Annotated in this window: 17 protein-coding genes; 9 read left to right on the forward strand and 8 right to left on the reverse strand. The window is 68.1% G+C overall.

Annotated elements, in window-relative coordinates; translation table 11 throughout:
- The first annotated feature begins 165 nt into the window (after nt 1-165).
- A complete protein-coding gene (locus ACOCMH_RS01410; RefSeq protein ID WP_427307408.1) occupies nt 166-957 on the forward strand; it encodes a transporter substrate-binding domain-containing protein in 792 nt (263 codons plus the stop codon).
- Between the two features lie 95 nt (nt 958-1,052).
- Nucleotides 1,053-2,039: an NADPH:quinone reductase gene (locus ACOCMH_RS01415; RefSeq protein ID WP_427307409.1), complete on the forward strand. Its 987-nt coding sequence runs from the start codon at nt 1,053-1,055 to the stop codon at nt 2,037-2,039.
- Between the two features lie 47 nt (nt 2,040-2,086).
- Here ACOCMH_RS01415 and ACOCMH_RS01420 read toward each other — a convergent pair whose 3' ends face one another.
- The gene (locus ACOCMH_RS01420) at nt 2,087-2,812 is read right to left on the reverse strand and encodes an SDR family NAD(P)-dependent oxidoreductase (RefSeq protein ID WP_427307410.1); all 726 of its coding nucleotides are present in this window, start codon (nt 2,810-2,812) and stop codon (nt 2,087-2,089) included.
- 253 nt (nt 2,813-3,065) lie between these two features.
- Nucleotides 3,066-4,481, reverse strand: a complete 1,416-nt coding sequence (gene mdtD, locus ACOCMH_RS01425; protein WP_427307411.1) for a multidrug transporter subunit MdtD — start codon at nt 4,479-4,481, stop codon at nt 3,066-3,068.
- 130 nt (nt 4,482-4,611) lie between these two features.
- Between mdtD and ACOCMH_RS01430 the strand changes: the two genes are divergently transcribed.
- From ACOCMH_RS01430 to ACOCMH_RS01445, 4 genes are all read left to right on the forward strand, one after another.
- Entirely contained in the window at nt 4,612-5,469 is an 858-nt protein-coding gene (locus ACOCMH_RS01430; protein WP_427307412.1) for a LysR family transcriptional regulator, read from the forward strand.
- Between the two features lie 178 nt (nt 5,470-5,647).
- Nucleotides 5,648-8,743 (forward strand): acetoacetate--CoA ligase, encoded by a 3,096-nt coding sequence (locus ACOCMH_RS01435; RefSeq protein WP_427307413.1) that lies wholly within the window; start codon nt 5,648-5,650, stop codon nt 8,741-8,743.
- Nucleotides 8,744-8,795: 52 nt separating this feature from the next.
- A complete protein-coding gene (locus ACOCMH_RS01440) occupies nt 8,796-9,611 on the forward strand; it encodes a 4'-phosphopantetheinyl transferase family protein (protein ID WP_427307414.1) in 816 nt (271 codons plus the stop codon).
- Nucleotides 9,612-9,803: 192 nt separating this feature from the next.
- A complete protein-coding gene (locus tag ACOCMH_RS01445) occupies nt 9,804-10,298 on the forward strand; it encodes a DNA-binding response regulator (RefSeq protein ID WP_427307415.1) in 495 nt (164 codons plus the stop codon).
- A 7-nt stretch (nt 10,299-10,305) separates the two neighbouring features.
- On the opposite strand, the gene ACOCMH_RS01450 is transcribed toward ACOCMH_RS01445, so the two are convergent.
- Complete coding sequence (locus ACOCMH_RS01450) at nt 10,306-11,373, reverse strand: CBASS cGAMP-activated phospholipase (RefSeq protein ID WP_427307416.1); 1,068 nt, start codon at nt 11,371-11,373, stop codon at nt 10,306-10,308.
- A 251-nt stretch (nt 11,374-11,624) separates the two neighbouring features.
- Here ACOCMH_RS01450 and ACOCMH_RS01455 point away from each other — a divergent pair, with 251 nt between their 5' ends.
- The gene (locus ACOCMH_RS01455; protein ID WP_427307417.1) at nt 11,625-11,768 is read left to right on the forward strand and encodes a hypothetical protein; all 144 of its coding nucleotides are present in this window, start codon (nt 11,625-11,627) and stop codon (nt 11,766-11,768) included.
- A gap of 87 nt (nt 11,769-11,855) precedes the next feature.
- On the opposite strand, the gene ACOCMH_RS01460 is transcribed toward ACOCMH_RS01455, so the two are convergent.
- The 3 genes from ACOCMH_RS01460 to ACOCMH_RS01470 form a co-directional block, all read right to left on the reverse strand.
- Nucleotides 11,856-12,311 carry a carboxymuconolactone decarboxylase family protein gene (locus ACOCMH_RS01460; RefSeq protein WP_427307418.1) on the reverse strand — a complete coding sequence of 152 codons (456 nt, stop codon included), beginning with the start codon at nt 12,309-12,311 and terminating at the stop codon, nt 11,856-11,858.
- A 1-nt stretch (nt 12,312) separates the two neighbouring features.
- Nucleotides 12,313-12,753, reverse strand: coding sequence for a cupin domain-containing protein (locus tag ACOCMH_RS01465; RefSeq protein ID WP_427307419.1), 441 nt, complete (start codon nt 12,751-12,753; stop codon nt 12,313-12,315).
- An 80-nt stretch (nt 12,754-12,833) separates the two neighbouring features.
- Complete coding sequence (locus ACOCMH_RS01470; protein ID WP_427307420.1) at nt 12,834-14,024, reverse strand: MFS transporter; 1,191 nt, start codon at nt 14,022-14,024, stop codon at nt 12,834-12,836.
- A gap of 194 nt (nt 14,025-14,218) precedes the next feature.
- Between ACOCMH_RS01470 and ACOCMH_RS01475 the strand changes: the two genes are divergently transcribed.
- Entirely contained in the window at nt 14,219-15,172 is a 954-nt protein-coding gene (locus tag ACOCMH_RS01475) for a GlxA family transcriptional regulator (RefSeq protein ID WP_427307421.1), read from the forward strand.
- A gap of 52 nt (nt 15,173-15,224) precedes the next feature.
- Nucleotides 15,225-16,004: an IclR family transcriptional regulator gene (locus ACOCMH_RS01480; RefSeq protein ID WP_427307422.1), complete on the forward strand. Its 780-nt coding sequence runs from the start codon at nt 15,225-15,227 to the stop codon at nt 16,002-16,004.
- Nucleotides 16,005-16,032: 28 nt separating this feature from the next.
- Here the strand turns inward: ACOCMH_RS01480 and ACOCMH_RS01485 are convergent, their stop codons facing one another.
- Together ACOCMH_RS01485 and ACOCMH_RS01490 are read right to left on the reverse strand one after the other, a co-directional pair.
- Nucleotides 16,033-16,383: an AtuA-related protein gene (locus ACOCMH_RS01485; protein ID WP_427307423.1), complete on the reverse strand. Its 351-nt coding sequence runs from the start codon at nt 16,381-16,383 to the stop codon at nt 16,033-16,035.
- Between the two features lie 9 nt (nt 16,384-16,392).
- Nucleotides 16,393-17,748, reverse strand: a complete 1,356-nt coding sequence (locus ACOCMH_RS01490; protein ID WP_427307424.1) for an acyclic terpene utilization AtuA family protein — start codon at nt 17,746-17,748, stop codon at nt 16,393-16,395.
- Nucleotides 17,749-17,769 lie beyond the last annotated feature (21 nt).

Consider the following 17,769-nt stretch of genomic DNA (forward strand, 5'->3'; position numbering starts at 1 on the left):
GGGCCTGGCAAACCAGCAGGTCCGGGCTCTTTCTCTTTATGGTGCGCAGGCGGTCTGGTTCCCGATCCGAGCGGCGCGGCGCCTGCCGCCGTTTCAAGCATGCTATAAATCCGCATGCTGCAGTGACCACATCCCCGACGCCCTCCAGAGAACAAGAAAATGCCAATGAGAAAGACGATCGTTGCCGCGGTTGCGCTACTGGGTGCCGCGCCGGTGCTGGCCCAGTCGCCCGCGCCCGCCACCGCGGTGTCGCCCACGCTGTCCCGCGTGGCGCAAGCGGGCATCCTGCGCGTCTGCACCCCGGGCGACTACAAGCCCTTCAGCTTCATGAAGTCCGAAGGCCTGTACGAAGGGCTCGACGTGGACCTGATGACCTCGCTGGCCAGCTCCCTCGGCGCCAAAGCGCAATTCGTCAAGACCACCTGGGCGACGCTGATGCCCGACTTTGTCAGCGGCAAGTGCGATATGGGTGCCGGCGGCATCTCGGTGTCGCTGGAACGGCAGAAGCAGGCCTATTTCAGCGCGCCCTACATGGTCAACGGCAAGACTCCTATCACCCGTTGCGAGAACGTGGCCCGCTTCCAGACCGTCGAAGCCATCGACCAGCCCAACGTGCGCGTGATTGCCAACCCCGGTGGCAGCAACGAGCGGTTCGCCCGCACGCGCCTGTCCCGGGCGAAGCTGACCATCCACAAGGACAACCTGACGATCTTCGACGAGGTCATCCAGGGCAACGCCGACGTCTTCGTCACCGAGGCCGCCGAAGCCATCGTCCAGAGCAAGGCGCATCCCGAGCTTTGCGCCGTCAATCCCGACAAGCCACTCCAGTACGCGGAAATGGGCTATCTGCTGCCGCTTGGCGATGAGGTGTTCAAACGGTACGTCGACCAGTGGCTGCACCTGGCCAAGGCCGGCGGTGAATTCGACGCACGCCGTGCGACATGGCTGGGAAAGTAGTTTGACATCGGGCGGCGCCCGCCCGATGCTTGCGCTGTCGCTGGCCTGCGTCGCGCGGGACAATGGCGACGTTCGATCCACGCAGGAGGGAAATCATGCGCGCTGCCTGGTACAGCAGGAACGGAGAAGCCCGGAAGGTCCTGGAGTTTGGTGAGCTGCCAACGCCGACGCCCGGACCTGGCGAAGTCCGCGTCAGGCTTGCCACGTCCGGCGTGAATCCGTCCGATGTCAAATCCCGGCATGGCCGGCCGCTGGCGAGCGAGCGCGTCGTGCCGCACAGCGACGGGGCTGGCGTGATCGACGCGGTGGGCTCGGGCGTGGCGCAGGCCCGCATCGGCGAGCGTGTCTGGATCTGGAACGGCCAATGGCAGCGGCCCATGGGCACCGCGGCGCAGTACATCGCGTTGCCACAGGCGCAGGCCGTGCCATTGCCCGCCAATACGGATTTTGCGGCGGCCGCCTGCCTTGGCATTCCGGCGATGACGGCTTTCCACGCTATCCATCTGCTTGGCGACATTGCCGGCAAGACCGTTCTGGTCATCGGCGCATCATCCGCCGTTGGCCATTATGTCGTGCAACTGGCGGTTTATGCCGGTGCCTCCGTCATTGGCACCGTGGGCTCGACGCAGAAGGCTGACCATGCGATGGCGGCCGGCGCGCAAGCAACGATCGACTACAAGCAGGAGCCGGTTGCGCAAGCCGTGATGGCGCTGACCGGGGGCAAGGGCGTACATGCCATTGTCGATATGGACTTCTCCACCACGGTACAGCTGCTGCCACAAGGCGTGCTGAGGCCCCACGGCACGCTGGTCAGCTATGGCTCGAACGCGTACGGCGATATCCCGGTCCCGTTTCGCGACCTGCTGTTCAGCTCGGCCTCGCTCCGGTTTTTTCTTGTGTACGATCTCTGCCGCGCCGACCGGGAACGCGCCATCGGCGGGCTGACCCGGCTGATGGAGGATGGCAGGCTGAAGCACGCCATCGGTGCCCGCTTTCCGCTGCAGGCGATCGCGCAGGCGCATGAGGCGGTCGAAGGCGGCAAGCTGATCGGCAACGTCATCCTGGATATACCACCGGAATGACCGCCGGCCGGTCCTGGCCGGCAGACCCGCCAGGCAACCGGCGGCTATCAGAATCGCGCTCGCCCGCCTGACATGTCGAAGACAGCGCCCGCGTTGAAGCGGCTGGCGTCCGAACATAGCCACGCGACCAGGTGCGCGGCCTCGGCCGGATCGCCGAGGCGCCCGGCCGGGCTCTCGCTCACCATGGCCGCCACCTCCTGGCTGCCGAGCGCGCGGATCATGTCGGTATCCATGGGACCGGGTGCAACGCAGTTCACATAGATATTGCGCTTCACCAGTTCGCGGCCGATGGCCTTGGTCAGTGTCACCACACCGCCGCTGGCCGCGGAGTACGCCGCCAGCCCCGCCAACCCTTCCTTGCCGGCCATCGAGCCCATATTGACGATGCGGCCGCCGCCCCAGCGCAACATATGCGGCAGCATCGCCTGCAAGACGTACATGGTGCCGACCAGGTTGACGGCGATGATGCGCTGCCATTGCGCGGGATCGTGGGCTTCGAACGGCCGCACCGGGCCAAGGTAGCCAGCATTGTTGACCAGGATGTCGAAGCGCTGTCCCGCTTCCACCAGCCGCGTCAGCGCCAGCCGGACCTGCGCCCCATCGGAGATATCGACGACCTCGGTGGTGGCATCTGCCAGCTGGAGCGGGACGATATCCCACACATGCACGCGTGCGCCGCCGTCGACCAGTTGCGCCACGATCGCCCGCCCCAGTCCGTTTGCCCCGCCCGTCACCAGCGCTGTCTTGCCCGACAGGTCATAGCGATTTGACACGGTACCTCCAGTGCACCCCGGGATGCGCAGCAGGACAGCGTGGTCTTGCCACGCGGCCTACCCGCGGACCGCTACGGACCGCTACGATACAGGCCGTCTTGCGTACGCTCTGTTCGGTTTCGGACAAATCGGGCCCTGCGCCGCGGTCAGGCATCCCTGATCGAAGTACCGGCCATGCTGCTGGTCGTCGGCATCTTCAACCGGTCGCCGCGCTGGTATGAGGGCAGCGCGCGCCGAGGCCGCGCCATGCTGGCTAGCGACGAAGGTCGGCCACCGCGCCGCGCTTCAAACCCTCGGGATGGAGCCGGTCCGCGTCCAGCCGCCGGAACACCAGCCCGGACAGCACCGTCACCACGCCCATGCTGAAAAAGGCCAGCCGGTAGGCCGGCGCGGCCACGCCGAGCGTGGCCGAGAAATAGCTGACCAGCCCGCCGCCAATCGTGACGCCCAGCCCGATGGCCAGCATCTGCACCATCGAGAACAGGCTGTTGCCGCTGCCGGCATCCGCACGCGACAGGCCCTTGAGCGTGACACTGTTCATCGCCGCGAACTGCATGGAGTTGGCGCAGCCGAACACGGCCAGTTGCACGATCGACAGCGCCAGCGGCCAGCCCGGCGCAATCGCCGCGAACGAGGCAATGGACACGCCGACGATCCATGTGTTGACCAGCAGGAACGTGTCGTAGCCAAAGCGGTTCACCAGCGGCACGATCCAGCGCTTGGAGATGGTGCCGGCAACGGCGATGGGCAACAGCATCAGGCCCGAATGAAACGGGGTGTAGCCGAGCTGCAGCTGGAACAGCAGCGGCAGCAGGAACGGCACCGCGCCTACGCCAATGCGGCACACCAGGTTGCCGGCCAGGCCGACGCTGAAGTTCGGTTCCCCGAACAGCGCGAGGCGGAACAGCGGCGACGCGTGCCGCCTGGCATGCGGAATGTAGAGCAGCGCGCTGCCGACGCTGAGGGCGATCAGGAGCGCGCTCCACGGACTGTGCGCGCCGTGTTCCAGCGCCAGCGAAAACGTGACCATGCATAGCGACAGCAGGCCGCAGCCGATCCAGTCGAACGGCGGCGCCACGCCGGCCTCGCCCTGCGGCAGGTAGCGCCGCACCGCCAACAGGCCCGCCAGGCCCACCGGCACGTTGATCAGGAAGATCCAGTGCCACGACGCGCTCTGCACCAGCCAGCCGCCCAGCACCGGTCCGAAGATCGGGCCGACCTGCCCGGCAATGGAAACGAACGCCAGCGCCGCGATGTACTGTTCGCCCGGGACATTGCGCAACACCGCGAGCCGGCCGACCGGCAGCAGCATCGACCCGCCGATGCCCTGCAGCACGCGCGCCACCACCAGTTGCGGCAGCGTGAAGGCGGTGGCGCAGAACACCGAGCCCAGCACGAAGATCAGGATCGCGCTGAAATAGACCCGGCGCGTGCCGAACTTGTCCGCCAGCCAGCCGGAGGCCGGCGTCAGCATCGCCATGGTCAGCGTGTAGGCCACCACCACCGGCTTCAGGTCGAGCGGGCTTTCGCCGAGGCTGCGCGCCATCGCCGGCAGCGCGGTGTTGACGATGGTGGTGTCCAGGGTCTGCATGAAGAAGCCGGCAAAGACGATCCAGAGCATGGCCTGGCGGGAGACATCGGCGGCGGCGGGAGTTGAGGCGGTGGGCATGCGGTTCCTGGAAGCGGCCGGCCCGGCGGGCTGCGGGATGGCTTGCCTTGCATGCTACGCAGCGCCACCCCCATCGGGAACCCCTCTGGCCTTGTTGACTGTCATCGCAGAATCCGATGACAATGCCGCGATGCTCAATCCCGTCTGGATCCGCACCTTCGCCACGGTCGCCACGGCGCGCAGCTTTACCGACGCCGGGCGCCAACTGGGCTTGTCGCAGTCATCGGTCAGCGATCACATTCGCCGGCTGGAACAGAGCGTGAGCCGGCGGCTGTTCGTGCGCGACACCCATTCCCTGGCGCTGACGCCGGATGGCGAGGCGCTGCTGGTGCATGCGCGGCTGATCCTGGAAGCGCTGGCGCGCGCCGAGTCGCAGTTCACCGCGCCGCGGCTGCAGGGGCGGGTCCGGCTGGGCACGTCCGAGGACCTGGCGCAGGGGCCGCTGCCCAACCTGCTGGCGGCGTTCCGGGCGACGCACCCGGATGTCGAACTCGAGATCATGATTGCCATGACCAGCAAGCTGTACGAGGAGATCGAGGCCGGCACGCTCGACCTGATCGTCGGCAAGCGGCGCGAAGGCGAGCGCCGCGGCGTGCCGGTGTTCCGCGGCCAGCTGGAATGGCTGGCGCGGCCCGGCACCGTGGTCGATATCAGCCAGCCGCTGCCGCTGATCCTGGTCCATGAGCCCAGCGTGACGCGCTCGGTGGTGCTCGACACGCTGGCCAAGGCCGGCTGGCGCTGGCGCGTGGCCTGCACCAGCAGCAGCCATTCCGGCTGCATCGCGGCGGCGCGCGGCGGACTGGGCATTACCGTGCGTGCGCAGAACCTGGCCGGCGGCGGACTGGTGCCTCCCGTCAACGTCGATGCCCTGCCGGCGCTGCCCGGCGTCGAATTCATCACCCTGGCGGCGCGGCGCCTGAGCCGGCCGGCGGAAACCCTGCGGCAACTGATCGCCAAGAGCGACCTGCGCGCGGCGCGGCTGGACTGAAGGCCTGGCCACGCTGCGGCGCCCGGGCCAGCAGCTTTGTGCCCCACGGGTCTGCCAACACGGGTCTGCCAATCATGCGTGCGATGACGCACAGACCAGAATTTACCAGCCGTTAATCTCGATCCCATGAACACGCCGTCGCTTCGAACGGCGTGCACCGGTCTCCCAGGAGCATCGGATGGATCGATTTTGCTTGTCGGACGCCGCGTTCTGCCCGAGCGTCAATCCGGGTCGCACTCCCATCTACAGCAGCTCGCCCGAGCGCGCCGTGGCGTCGCAGATGACCGCGTTCACCGCGGCCCTGCAGGCGTGCACCGGCCATTCCTTCCATCGGTACGGCGCGCTGCATGAATTCTCGGTACGGGAATTCCGCACATTCTGGGGTTGCTTCCTGCAGTGGTCGCAGGGGCTGGCCTGGTCGGGCAACCCCGAGCCGGTCTGCGTCGGCGACGATTGCGAGCATGCCCGCTTCTTCCCGAACGTGCTGCTGAACTACGCGGACAACCTGCTTGGACTGGAGGTAGCGGGTCCCGACGCACCGGCGTTGACCGCCTGCCACGCCGATGGTCGGCGCGAACGCCTGAGCCGCGGCGAACTGCGCCACCGGGTCGCGCGTGCGGCACATTCCTTGTCGCAACTGGGGCTGCGCGAAGGCGACCGCGTGGTGGGCGTGATGCGCAACGACGCGGAAGCCATCGTCGCCGCGCTGGCCGTGACCGCGCTCGGCGCAACGCTGTCGACCGCCGCGGCCGAGATGAGCGTCGAGACGCTGCTCGACCGCTTCGCGCCGCTGGCGCCGCGGCTGCTGCTCGCGCACACCGCGCAGCGCGCATTCGACACCGGCCTGGCGCTGGCGGACAACGTCGCCGGCCTGGCGGCCGCGCTGCCGTCGCTGCAGGGCATCATCCAGCTCGACGACGGCAGCTTGCCGGACACCGTCAGCCAGCCCGTGCATGCGCTGGGCGACCTGATCGCCCGCGGCGATGCGGAGCAATTTTCCTGGCGGCGCTTCCCGTTCAACCATCCGCTCTTCATCATGTTCTCGTCGGGCACGACCGGCAAGCCCAAGTGCATCGTGCACGGCGCCGGCGGCAGCCTGCTGGAGCACCTGAAGGAGCACCGCCTGCACTGCGACCTGCGGCCCGGCGACCGCATGTACTTCCACACCACCTGCGCCTGGATGATGTGGAACTGGCAGTTGTCGGCGCTGGCGTCGGGGGCCGAGATCGTAACCTATGACGGGCCGATCGCCACGGTCGACGCGTTGTGGCGCCTGGTCGCGGACGAGCGCGTCACGGTGTTCGGCACCAGTCCCGCCTACCTGAAGATGTGCGAGGATGCCGGCCTGGTGCCAGGGCAGCAGTTCGACCTGGGCGCGCTGCGCGCGATGATGTCGACCGGATCGGTGCTGTTCGACGCGCAGTTCGAATGGGTGCGCGATCACGTCAAGCCGCTGCCGCTGCAGTCGATCTCCGGCGGCACCGACATCCTCGGCTGCTTTGTCCTGGGCAATCCGAACCTGCCGGTCTATGCGGGCGAAGCCCAATGCAAGAGCCTGGCGCTCGATGTGCAGGCGTGGGAACACGGCGCGCCTGCCAGCGGCATCGGCGAGCTGGTGTGCGCGAACCCGTTCCCGTCGCGACCGCTCGGCTTCTATGGCGACGTGGACGGCAAGGGCTTCCACGCGGCCTACTTTTCCGCCAACGCCGGGGTCTGGACCCACGGCGACCGGATCGAGTTTACGCCCGAAGGCACGGCGCGGCTGCACGGCCGCTCCGACGGTGTGCTCAATGTCCGCGGCGTCAATGTCGGGCCGGGCGAGATCTATCGGGTCCTGCGCGATATCCCGGAAATCCGCGAGGCGATGGTGGTGGAGCAGCGCGCGCAAACGGCACCGCCCGACCGCACGCACGCGGAACGGTACGAACAGCGCATGGTGCTGCTGCTGGTGCTGCAGGATGGCGTCGCGCTGACCGGCGCGCTGGCCGCGCGCGTGCGCCGCGACCTGGCGCGCCGCGCCTCGCCAACGCATGTGCCCGACCGCATCCTGGCCGTGCCGGCGCTGCCGGCCACCCATAACGGCAAGCTCTCCGAAGCGGCCGCGCGCAATGCGGTCAACGGCCTGCCGGTGGGGAATACCGCGGCGTTGCGCAATCCGGGCTGCCTCGACGCCATCCGCACCCATCCGGGCCTGAACCTGGCGGCGCGCGAACTGCCGGCCCCCGGCACCACACGCGAGCAGCTGGAACGCCATTTGCAGGCCCTGTGGGAACGATTGTTCGACTTCGCCCCGATTGGCCGCGACGACAACTTCTTCGACCTCGGCGGGCATTCACTGCTGGCCGCGCGGCTGCTCGCCGACGTGCACCAGTCGACCGGACGCACGATTCCACTTGCGACGCTGCTGTTCACGCCAACCATTGCGGGCCTGGCCGCGGCGATCGACGAGACCGCGTCCCCCCAGCCCTCGCCCAACCTGGTGCCGGTGCGCGGCGGCACCGGCTCGCCGCTGTTCCTGGTGCATGGCGCGAGCGGCTCGGTGATGGAATGCTGGGGCATGGTCAACGCGCTGCGGACGTCGCGCCCGGTCTATGGGCTGCAGGCACGCGGCCTTGACGGCGAGCAGCCGACGCAGCGACGCGTCGAGGATATGGCGGCCAGCTACATCGAGCAGATCCGCACGTTGCAGCCCAGTGGTCCGTATGCGCTGGCCGGCTACTCGTTCGGCGGCCTGGTTGCGTACGAGATGGCGCAGCAGCTGAGCCGCGCCGGCGAGCACGTCGAGCTGCTGTGCCTGCTCGACACCTATGTCTGCGAGCATTTCCTGCCATGGCGGACCTGGGTGCGCTTCTGCTGCAGTTATCCCGGCTATCAGTGGCGCAAGCTGCGGGCGGTGCCGGCGGCGCAGCGCCTGCGTTACCTGCGCTACGCACTGCACCGGGCCGCCGAAGGCGTGGGCATGCGCCGCGGCCGCATCACGTGCCGGCCCGACGCGTTCACCGAATCGCTGCCGCCGGCGCTGCAGCGCGTGCGCGAGACCATGGGCCGCGCCATGACAACCTATCGGCCGCAGCCTTACCACGCCGGCCCGGTGCTCTATCTGCGCGCCGCGGTCAGGCAGCAGCAGCGCGGCGATCCGCTGACGCTGTGGCGGCGCGTTGCGCTGGGCGGCCTGACCATTGCCGAAGTGCCCTGCAGCCATTTCGATCTGGTGCTCGAGCCCAACCTCCAGGTGGTGGCGGCGATCCTGGACGAGGGCCTCGCGGGTGCGTGATGTGGCGCGGCATGGATCAGGCGCCGGCTGGCGCGCGCAGGAACCCGACGCCATGCAGCAGGATGGCTTTGCCGCACTGGGCGCGGTAGATGCCGCGCCGCTCGTGCTGCCGGAGCCGGAACGCCTCGCGTTGCCGGACGGCGCGGTACAGGTATGGATGCTGGAAGACGCGCAGGTCAGCCCCGCCTGTGCGCGGCTGGCCCATGCGCTTGCGCCGGACGAGCGCGCGCGCGCCCTGGCCTACCGCCACGCCCGGCACCGCGAGGGCTATATCGCCCGGCGCGGCCTGCTGCGCTGGCTGCTCGGCGGCTATCTGCGCTGGCCGCCCGAAGCGCTGCGTTTTGCTGTGTCGGCATTCGGCAAGCCCGTGCTGCAATGGCCGCCAGCCGGGCTTGCCTTCAGCGTGTCCCACACCGACGGCATCGCGCTGCTGGCTTTCGGGCGGGATTGCCGCCTGGGCGTGGACGTGGAGCGGCGTGCCGGCGGACTGGATGCTCCGGGCCTGGGGCGCGGCGTGTTTTCCGCCGTGGAGGCACGAACCCTCGCGCGCGCGCGGCCGGATTCGACCGACACCCTGCTCCGCCTCTGGACGCGCAAGGAAGCGCTGCTGAAGGCGCTCGGCATGGGCCTCTCGGGCGATCCCACCGCCTATACGACGGGCAACGACAGGCAGCGCGGCGCGGGCCATTGGCGGGCTTCGCACCATGGCACCGCCATCTCGGGCTGGACCTGCCTGGACTTGGATGCCGGGCCAGCGTTCCGGGCGGCGCTGGCCGTATCGCTGCCGGACGCAAGCGTCACCTGCCACGGCTGCGCGTCGCCGGCACAGCCGCTTGACACGTTACGTGACGCGTTACGTAACACGTAACGCCCCGCCGCCCGTTACCCGCGCATCCACGCGGTCCCGCCAGCCTGGGCTCTTGCCGCAGACCCGCGGCCCGCCTGGATCCGGCGCTGGCACGGCATGGCACGCCAGTCCTTGCCGGGGCTGGCATCGCCCTTGCTGATACCGATGAAAAACGTTGGCCCTCGCGCCGACACCAGACCAGCGGAGGAAGGAATGAGCTCGATTCACCGTGGAACGCCGGACCCGGCGCAAGTGCTGCAATACGGCCGCGAGGCGCATGCCGTGGTCATCGACGACATGCCGATCTACCGGCACGGCGTCATGCGTTTGCTCAGCGAGATGCCGGGCATCAGCCGGGTGGAACCGGTAGAGACAGAGGCCCTGGCGGCGCGCAATCTGCGCTTGCCGGCGCCGGCGCTGCTGGTGTTCGGCATGCCGTTGGACCTGGCCGACGGCTGGAACCAGTTGCGGCTGGCCAGCCTGGTGCTCAGGCCGCGGCGCCTGCTGCTGATCTCGGACAATATGTGGCTGCGACTGCCGCCCGGCCTGGACCCGCGCTATGCCCGCACCTTGTCCCGGTCTGCCTCCGTCGCAACCATCGAGCGGGACGTGCGCGCGCTGCTGGACCTGCCGCTCGCCGCGCCGGCCCAGGCCGGGCCGGACGCCGCGCCTGCCAGCTTGCAGCGGCCCTTCCACGCGTTCGCGTAAGCCGCGGCTATCGCGTCGGCGAAACCATGTGCACCCGCGCCGTGGATCCGGCGATCCGGCGCGAGAACGCACTGGCATTCTCGTTCTCCCCGTAAAAGAACGTTGGCGCCGGGGCGAGATGCCTCAGGAACGGCTGGAACTCCCGGCTGCCGATGCAGATCTTCGACCGCTCCGAAGCCGCCCCCAGCAGCACCTCTCTTGCCGCGCGGTCGGCCTTGTCCAGCCCTACGGCGCGGGCGCGCTGGTCGGTGAGATCATCGTCGACCAGCACATAACGCCCCGGCAGCAGGTGCGACAGCATGAAGTCGCTCAGCGCTTCCTGGACCGATATCGACAGCCCGAACAATCGCTTGGGCATGTTGGCGGGATTGATCCCGCCCCAGTCGTAGGTGCCGCCCTCGCGATTGCGGCGGGGGTTCACGGTGAACTTCGACGACATCGTGCCAATCGCCATGACGTGGACATCGGCGGGCGACCGGAGCAGGGAATACTGCGCCTCGTGCACCGCCAGCAAGCCCGGCGCATTGGCGTAAAGGCCGCCGTCGACAAACTGGTTATGGTTGAACGTGTAGCGCGCAAAGTAGCCCGGTGCCGCGCTGGTCGCCATTGCGATATCGACGATGCGGAACTTGTGATCCCGCTTGAAATTGACGTGGTGCGGTGTCTTGAATATCTGCGGCCGGCCGGTGGAGTAATTGATCGCGGGAATGACCACGCGGTGCGCGCACGCGCCCAGCAGGCGCTGTCCGAACATATGGTCATCGGCAAGCAGTTCGCCGAGACGACGCGAGGAAAACGGGGCCCGCCAGATGCCGGCTAGCGACCAGCGCCGCTGGAAGATTTTCTCGCCATACTCGGTCAGCAGCGCAACAATGCGGCTCGCCGGCACTTCCAGCGCCAGGGCCAGCGCAATCACCCCGCCAATCGAGGTGCCGGCGATCAGGTCGAACCGGGTCGCAATCGGGGCACCGATTTCTTCCTCGAAATCGGCAAGCAGCCTGGCGGTGTACAGCCCGCGAAAGCCGCCGCCCGAGAGCGCGAGAATCTGAAACCGGGTTGGCGCCGCCTCGTCCAAGAAGTCCCCCCTTCAGCCGCATGAATCTTCCGCTATCACGACGGGCAACAGCGGCGCGCTCGGGAACGGGTGCCGCCAGTAACCGCGTGGACACCAAACCGAGTTTCGAAGTCTCGTGGAACGCAGCGCGCCCGAGATGCCATGCGCATCCATACTAGACGACGTCGGATTATTTTTACAGCAGCCAAGGCGCACCGCCGCAGTTCAGCGACGCGGCGCGCGCAGCCAATTAGACGGCATTTCATTCTGACTTGCGCAAAGTGCGGTCTCGCGCGACGTCGATCGGCGGCATCATCAATGCGGTGCCGAACGACCCGGGACTCCTGCGGCTGTCGAGCCGCGCGTTCGAGATGGAGCTGACGCGGGCGTTCTGCGCCGATGTGGACGCGCCGTGAGGCGGCGCGCCAGCGTCACCGGATCCATGCAGATCCCGGCGACGCGCGCGCTCAACGGCTGCAGCGCGCTGTCCGGGCGGCAACCGCTCAGGCGTTTGCCGCCAGCGCGGCATCCGGGGCACGGCGGAAGCTGATGGCAAGCCGGTTGAAGGCGTTCATCAGGCCGATGGCCATGGTCAGGTCAGCAAGCTCCTTCTCGCCGAACACCGCCGCGGCACGCTGGAAGTCGTCGTCAGGCACATGGGTATCGGCAACGCGGGTAACCGACTCCGCCCATGCCAGCGCCGCCTTCTCGCGTTCAGTGAACAACGTGCCCGCTTCATGCCAGGCTTGCACGAGCGCCAGCTTTGCCGGCGTGACACCATGCTTGATCAGGTCCCGGGTATGCATGTCCAGGCAATAGGCGCAGCCGTTGATCTGGCTGACGCGCAGATAGACCAGTTCGACCAGCACATCCTCCAGGCCTGACTGCATGACATAGCCATAGACAGATCCAAACGCCTTCATGCCGCCCGGCGCTGCCTTGGTGTAGTCCAACCTCATTTCAACCTCCCTGCTCGTCGTGGGTAGTCAGTGCCGTGTCGTTCGAATCCACCACGAACACGGCCAGTAGTTTGGCCGGCTTGCGCCGGTCCGCATTACGGCTCACGCGATGGCGCGAGCCGGGTTCCTCGAAGAAGGCTTCGCCGGCCTTGTAGACGCGCTCCGGCTCGTCGTTCACCTTGCTGGCGATGCTGCCCGAGACGACATAGGCATAGATGAACGCCGACCTGGCGTGGGTATGCGGCAACGACGCGCCTCCAGGCGGATAGACAACTTCCACCGCGACCAGTGATTTGCCCGGGATATTGGATATGGTGCGCGAGAAGTTGGGCTTGACGATATCGCCGGCGCCGGCCGGTTGCGGGCCATGCGCGGCAGCGGCGCCGGCGAATGCCATGCCGGCAGCGGTCATCATCGAAAGAAGTGCGTGTCGAGGTGTCATGGGTATAAAAGGCAGGAAGTGCTACAGCGCGCCGTCAGCGTGGCTTGCCACGGCGCGGGAAAACGGGCGGCCGCCTCGCATCACACCGCTTCGGCCTGGCCGGCGGCTGCGGCGCGACCATCCAGGGCCGGCCGCGCGATGCGGCGATGCGCTGCCGCGGTGAAGACAAACGCCAGTGCAATCATTGCCGCCGCGAACAGACTCAGGTACTGCCCGCCGGTCGACCGGAGTACGATGCCCCCAAGCACGCCCGAGCCGGCAAGCCCAAGATAGGTGGCCGTATTGTTCAGCGCGAGCAGCAGTGGCGCCACCTGCGGCGACAGTTGCACCAGCCGGTGCTGTTGCGGCACGATGAGCCCCCATCCGCAGAGCCCCCAGATGACCAGCGCGATGACAGCGCTGACCGGATGCGCAGCGGTCCACGGCAGCGCACAGAAGTTAAGGATGGCGATCCACAGCATCGCATCGACGATATGGCGGCTGTCGAAGCGGTCCACCAGGCGGCCGGCGACCAGGTTGCCAACCGTAGCCGCGACGCCCCACAGCAGGAACAACCCCGCGAGCATGCGTTCGTCGCCGTGCGTCACCGGTTCCAGCACCACGCCGGCATACGTATAGACCATCAGGAATCCGCCGAACGCGAACAGCGACGTCAGCAAGGTCAGCGCGACGCGCGGGTCGCGCATGGGGGCGAGCCGCTCGCGCAGCCTGACCGTTGCGGGCAGCGGCACCGACGGCAGCAGGGTCCAGACGCCGATCATCGCCGCGACCCCGAGCGCCGTGACGAACCACAGCGTCGACCGCCAGCCGCCGAATCCGCCGATCAGTGTGCCCAGCGGCGAACCCAGCGCGGTGGCGCCAGTGAGCCCGGCGGTTACCGTGGCCAGTGCGCGGCCGCGTTTTTCAGGCGAGGCAAGCGCCGCGGCCACGCCCAGCGCAGTAGGCGAGAACAGCGCGGCGCCAAACCCGGCCAGGGCCCGGCTCATCAGCACCCAGTGCACGTCGGTCGCGAGCGCGCTGACGGCGTTGCCGACGACGAAAATGCCCAGCGCCGAAACCAGCAGCAGCTTGCGCGGCAAGCCGCCCGCCACCGCTGCCATCACGGGCGCCGCCACCGCATAGGTCAACGCGTAGCACGTCACCATCAGGCCAGCCACACTGACCGATGTATGCAGCGACGCCGCCACGCTGGGCAGGATACCGGCGACGACGAAGTTGTCGGTGCCCATTGCAAACATGCCCAGCGCCAGGATCAGTAGTCGACGGTCCATAGGAATGCTCTTGCGGAATGCGGTTGCGGATGGGCCCGGGAAGCGGCGCATACGCCGCGGTGTTACTGCGCAGTCACCGTATTGGCCCGCTGTGGTGGTTACCTGCGAGCAATCATAGCCAGCGTTGACCGCGTCTCAAATGTCATATATACCGTCAATTCAGGACATGACTCAGGCACTGACCAGGACAACGCATGCACACCATCGGCTTCGTCGTATTCCCCAACTTCTATGTGATGGGCCTGGCGGCGATCACCGCGTTCGAACTCGCGAACGTCGTGCTCGAAGAGCGCGCCTACGACGTGACGGTGCTTTCCGAGCAGGGGGGACTGGTGATGTCGTCGGCGGGCATCCGCGTCGAGTCGCAGCCGTTCGGCAAGGCGGCGTTCGACACCGTGATGTTCGGCTCCGGCGTGGAAATCGACGTGGTTTCCACAGCGCTGACCGGGTTCGTCAGGCACGCGCTGCAGACCTCGCGGCGGATTGCCGCGCCCTGCACCGGCGCCTTCATCCTGGCGCACGCGGGCGTGCTGGACGGCCGGCGCGCAACGACGCACTGGCGGTTCGCGCACGACTTGCAGCGACACTTCCCCAAGGTCGTCGTCGAGGAAGACCAGATCTTCATCGTGGACGGCCCGATCTGGACCTCCGCCGGCATGACCGCAACCATCGACATGGCGCTGGCCATGATCGAGAAAGACCACGGCCAGGAAGTCTCGCGCGCGGTCGCGCGCAAGCTGGTGATCTACCATCGGCGCGCCGGTGGCCAGTCGCAGTTTTCAACGCTGCTTGACCTCGAGCCGAAGTCCGACCGGATCCAGAAAGCCATCGACTATGCCAACGCCAATTTGCGCAACGCGCTGACTGTCGACGAACTGGCCGATGTTGCCGGGCTGAGCCCGCGCCAGTTCAGCCGGGCCTTCAGTGCCGAGACCGGCCAATCGCCCGCCAAGGCGATCGAACATCTGCGCGTGGAGGCCGCCAGGCTGTTGCTGGAAAAAGGCCGCCTGTCGCTGGACGTGATCGCGGACGAGGTGGGATTCTCGGACCGCGAGCGGATGCGGCGCGCCTTCCTGCGTACCACCGGGCAGCCGCCCCAGGCGGTGCGCCGCATGAGCCGGGAACCGCGCGGGCCGGTCGCTGCCTGAATACGGCAGCCCATGCGATCATAGCCAGGCCCCAGGCCAGCCTCGCCCCGCCATGCCGACCCGCTCCCCACGCTCCCCACGCTCTTCCCCGGTACAACGCGCGCTCTCCATCCTGCGTGCGCTTTCCGATCCGCAGGTGCGGCGCCTGTCCGACGTGGCGCGCGCCACCGGCCTCGACCCGGCGACGACGTCGCGGCTGCTGGACAGGCTGGTCGCGGAAGGGTTCGCCACGCGCGATGCCCGGCGGCGCTTCGGCATCGGCGCCGAGGTGTTCCAGCTTGCCGACGTGGCGCAGCGCCGCGTCGACCTGCGCGCGCTGGCCCGGCACAGCCTGGAGCGGCTGGTCGAGGAATTCGAAGACACGGCCGTACTGACCGAAGCCAGCCGCGGCGAAGCGGTCTGCACGCAGCTCGAACTGGGCACCTTTGCGATCCGCGCCAACTATGTCGAAGTCGGCACGCGCCGGCCGCTCGGCGTGGGGGCTGGCAGCATGGCGGTGCTGGCGTGGTTGCCCGCGGCGGAGCGGGCCCGGCGACTGCAGCAGACCGCGCGCAAGCTGGCGGCGTATCCGCGCCTGAGCCCGGAACTGATCGCAACCGAGGCCGAAGCCGCGCGCGAGCGCGGCCACGTGATGTTCCTGGACTGGGTCATCCCGCAGATGGGCGGTATCGCGGTGCCGATACTGGACTACGAAGGCCAGCCGCTCGGCGCGCTCAGCATTGCCGCGCTGAGCGAGCGGCTGCGCGGGCGCGAAGCCCGGCTGGCCAGGCGCCTGAAGGACGAAGCGCGCCGCATCAGCAGCGCCTGGACCCGACGCGCGGGGCCGCGCTAGCGTGCCACCGTGTTAGTGCGCCATCGCGTCAGGCTGGCGGCCCGCGCAGCAGTCCGGCGAGCGCATCGGGGATCTCCAGTTCAAAGCGCAGCACCACGCTCGCCAATGCCTTGCCGTAATTGTCGAGCGCCAGGCTGCGCGATACGCCGCCACCGAGCGCGCCGTGCGCGACAAAATTCAGCACCTGCAGGCCATCGACGGCATGGCGCTCGACCTCGCCCGTGATCACCGCCCCGTACATGGCCTTGAAAGCCTGCGCGGTGAGCTGATCCTTCAGGTACGGATAGAACGCCGGGTCATAGGCAATTACCGCCGTGTTGGAGGTATTGCCCTTGTCGCCCGACCGGGTATGCGCAACGCGCCGCAATGCAACGATCATGGCTGGCCCTCAGAGAAAGTGAATGCGGGACTCGACCTGCTCGCGCGGCACCAGCGTGGACCATACGCCGATGATCTCGCGGGTGCGGTCCTGGTGCGGCACGCGCTTGCCCGTCGACGCCAGCCCGCACACCGCCATGCTGTCGATCTCGCGGCCGACCTTGGCGGCCTCTTCGCGGGTGCGGGTGCGGGCGGCCACGCGCACGGCGATCTCGTTCGGCTCGCACGGCGGCACCGGCGACGCCGCACCGTGGATCGCGTTGACACCGAGAAAATCAATGCGCAGTTCGTCCGCCTGCAGGTTCGCCAGCGCAAAGCGCTGCTCCAGGATGATGCGCGCCAGCTCCGCCTTGGCCAGGCAGCCAGGCCCCGCATAGAAGAACATGTCCTCGCCGATAAAGCCCTCGGTGCAGCCCAGCGACACCTTCAGCGTGCCGGTGCGCGGCGCGCCGCGCACGCCGCTGATGCGCACCTGGTCCGGGCCGGCCTGCTCGAGCACGGCGGTGGTGAAGTCCACCACCACGTCCGGCGTGATATAGCGGGCGGGGTCATGCACCTCATAGAACATCTGCTCCTTGATGGTCTGCAGGTCAATGCGGCCGCCGGTGCCGTCTACCTTGCCGATGACGGCGCTGCCCTGCGCATCGACTTCCGCGATCGGGAACGCGAGGTTCCACGGCTCGGGCACATCCTTGTAGCCCGGGTCGCCGAAGTATCCGCCGGTTGCCTGTGCGCCGCATTCCAGCAGGTGGCCGATGGCGCTGCCGCGCGCCAGCAGGTCCACGTCGCGCGCGTAGTCCCAGCCAAAGGCGTGGATCATCGGCGCCAGGAACAGCGACGGGTCGGCCACGCGGCCAGTCACCACGATCTGCGCACCCTGCTCCAGCGCCTTGACGATGGGCAGCGCGCCCTCGTAGGGCTCGGCGGAAATCAGCGTGCCGCGCAGCGACGCCACCGGTGCCCCGCTCTCCATCAGCGCGAGGTCCTGGTCGCAGATCGCCGCGGTCAGGTCGGTGGTGGTGATGGCGGCGATGCGCGGCACCGGCAGCCCCATTTCTTCGCAGAGTTCCGCGATGCGGCGCGCCGCGCCGAGCGGATGGATCCAGCCCTGGTTGCTGATGATGCGCGTGCCGTTGGCCAGGCAATGCGGCAACACCGCGCGCATGCGCTCGTCGAGATAGGTGTCATAGCCGGCAAAGGCGGGATCGCGGCGCTTGCGCACCTGGGCCGCCGACACCGTCGCCTCCGCCATGGTCTCGAAGCAGAGATAGTCGAGCCGGCCCAGGCGGGCGCTGAGCGCGGCCGGCTCGACGCGGTCGCCCCACCAGCCGGAGCCGGAGCCGACGCGCAGCGTGGTCTTGGTCATGGAATGGTCCGTGTGAAATGG

The organism is Cupriavidus sp. H39 (genome assembly GCF_050271075.1).
In the GTDB taxonomy this organism is placed as follows: Bacteria; Pseudomonadota; Gammaproteobacteria; order Burkholderiales; family Burkholderiaceae; genus Cupriavidus; species Cupriavidus necator_B.